This is a genomic window from Candidatus Methylacidithermus pantelleriae, from assembly GCF_905250085.1.
In the GTDB taxonomy this organism is placed as follows: domain Bacteria; phylum Verrucomicrobiota; class Verrucomicrobiia; order Methylacidiphilales; family Methylacidiphilaceae; genus Methylacidithermus; species Methylacidithermus pantelleriae.
Window position 1 is genome coordinate 1 of the sequence record NZ_CAJNOB010000064.1, and the last position, 2773, is coordinate 2773.

Sequence of the window (2773 nt, forward strand, 5' to 3'; positions counted from 1 at the left end):
TGGCAACAGTTTGAATCTCTCCTCACCCAGGCGAAAGACCTTCGGAACTCCATGTACGACAGGCATTCGATCAACCGAGAGCTTTTCTTACGTAATAACAAACAGGTAAACGATAAGATCTTTGAGTACCTCGACGAGAATAACCCACTGGAACGAAAGCACCTTGAGGACGAGCTCAATCCCATCGAAAGCCGGATCGCAGAGTACTACAAAGGCTTTTATGAAGGCATCCGGCAGATGCTCGAAAAGGAGGGGATTCATTGGGAGGACCGAGGACACTACGTCTACCACGCCTACGTCGACAGTAGGTATGACGTGCCCTGGTGGGAGATCGATCCCAAGTTCCGGTTAGGTCAGCCATCCAAACCTCGAGATTTCCCCAAGGCAGAGGAAGTCCTAAGAAAGTGGCCGCACCTAAAACTTTACGCGGACGGGAACCTCGAAGCCATCGCCAGGCTCTATGCCTACCGAGCTTTCTTGTCGCTAGGAAGATCGAAGGCGCTTGAATACTTGCGGAAAGCCGGAATGGCGAAGATTGCGGAGGAAAAGACAGCAAGCGAATTCGATGTGACCATGTACCCCAACGAGGTTCGGTCACCCATCGGACAACGCTACTTCCTCACCAACGACGGACTGGAGCTCTACAACCGAGCGTTTATGGCTCCGCAAATGTCCCCGGTTGCCTCCCAGTTCATTCGCGGACTCTGGGGCATTAAGCGCGTTTCCATGCCAATCTCCTTCTCCCTCGGTGCTATGGCACACGGATTCCACATGGCCTACTCGACATTCATGTACGAATCCAGAGGGGTCCACTGGATGAAAGCTTTGAGCAACCTCTTTACCACGGAGCTCCGCAAGAAAGCGCCAGGTGTCGTCGACTACTTCTACGGCCGCAAGAAACTCGAGGACCTAAACCAGTGGGAGCGGTCGATAGTTGGTCATCTCGAGGATGCAGGAATTCCCGTCACGCACAGAGAAAGTGTGCTCCAGGAGCTTGGAGAATTTGCAGGTCCGCTCACCCGAGAGAGATTCGAGCAGATCTACGGCAAAACCTTTGGGAAGCTCTACGAACAGCTGGACAGGCTGGGGTTCTTTAAGCTCCAGAACTTCGTCTTCTCCGAGATGGTGCCACTGTACAAAATCCAGTGGGCCTTAAACCGCATCGAGGAGATGTACCGAAGAGAACCGCATCTCCATAAGGAACTTCCCGAGTATTGGGACCGCATGGCGAAGATCCGCGATATGGCTTTGGATTGGTTTGGGGAAGCGTCCTGGGATATTCACGCCAAGGCTTGGGATCCCGTTCTTTCTCGAAGCCTCGGAGCAATGATGGTTTCGCTCCCGTGGCAGATAGGATTTTTCCGAAGAGTAGGGAGACAAGCCGGATACCTTTGGAAGCTAGCACACGGCGAGAGGCTCAATTGGCTGGAGACGCAAGAATTCCTAGGGAATCTCGTCTACGCCATCACCCTTCCAACCATTATTGCGGGGATCAACTACTACAACACAGGAGAGCTTCCGAAAAAGCTGGAGGACTTTCTCGACATCAAAACCACCAAAAACGAGGATGGATCTTGGAACGCCATCTCCCCGATCACCTACCACAAAGAACTCTTCCACATTCGAAACATCGGGCGATATCCAAGCCTCTGGTCTCTGTGGGAGTCTTTCTCCTCAAAAGTCACCCCATTCTGGCGCAGCGTAATCGAGCTAGCCACAAACCGCGATTTTCTGGGGCATCCTGTCTATCCCGAGGATTGGACCGTGGACCAACGCAAAAGGATCGAGGCTGCATGGCTTGCTATTGAGCACGTTCTTGAAAGCGCCACTCCTCTGCCCATCGAAAATCTGATCCACCGAGTTAGGGAAGGTAGAGAAGCAAGTCCTTGGGAGGCCGTGTCCGGGGTCCTCGGGTTCCGTCCTACACGAATCACCATCTACGATAGCCCAGTGTACGAGGAGGTCTCCAAGCTTTGGAGCGCGTACGGGATAAAGTCCCACAGCTTCGAGGCTGGCGAACATGCACGTGCAATCCGTGAACTCATCCAGGCAAGGGATAGAGGGGACACGCTAACTGCCACAAGAATCGTTGCGGAACATCCGGACCTCGCGAAAGAATTCGAGGGGCCGAATCAAGAGAAACGCGTCCACCGTATGTTCCGAGAACTTCCTCCCGAATGGCAAAGGTACATCCTCAAGAAATACGGCTTCACTCCAGAGGCTCAGGAACTTATGAAGCTTGCTCCCAAATGGCTGCGTAACGAAGTCATGCAAGAAACTGTCCCCGGAGAGGAAAGGGTTGAAGAAGAAGCGCCAACAAGTTAAACTCGCGCCATGAACACGTACGAAAACCTCCCTCCCATAGAGATCGCAAGAGAACTGTACGAGGCCTATTGGGATGCGCAGAGGACAACGACCAAATTGACAGCTTTCCGAAAGCTTCTTTCCATTTGGAGGGAGCACGACCACCGGCAGATTTACGATTACTGCCTGCAGTGCGCGCAGGATATTGTGCAGAAAATCCGTTCCGGGAGAAAAGATCCTGCCGAACGGGTAGCGTTAAACGCAGCGCTTCTTCAGTTTCAACGCATCTCGCAGTCGTACATCAGGAAAAAAACCAGAGCCGAGCGGTTCCAAACGGCTGCGAAAGCCTTTACTCCTCCGCACCTCCATTCTCAAGAGGTTCATCAAACAGTAACGGACTCTCTTCGCCAGATTCCATCGAGTCCAGAAGAACCCATCGAACAAACCGAATCAGTCGAGGCCGACTATC

General features: G+C 52.8%; 2 protein-coding genes. Both read left to right on the forward strand.

All coding sequences use genetic code 11. The annotated features are described in order from the left end of the window. Positions 1-2325 (forward strand): hypothetical protein (locus tag KK925_RS09950; RefSeq protein WP_214096489.1); only part of this gene is annotated, 2325 nt, incomplete at its 5' end. A 9-nt stretch (positions 2326-2334) separates the two neighbouring features. Further along, on the forward strand, positions 2335-2773 hold a 439-nt coding region (locus KK925_RS09955), incomplete at its 3' end, for a hypothetical protein (protein ID WP_174583585.1).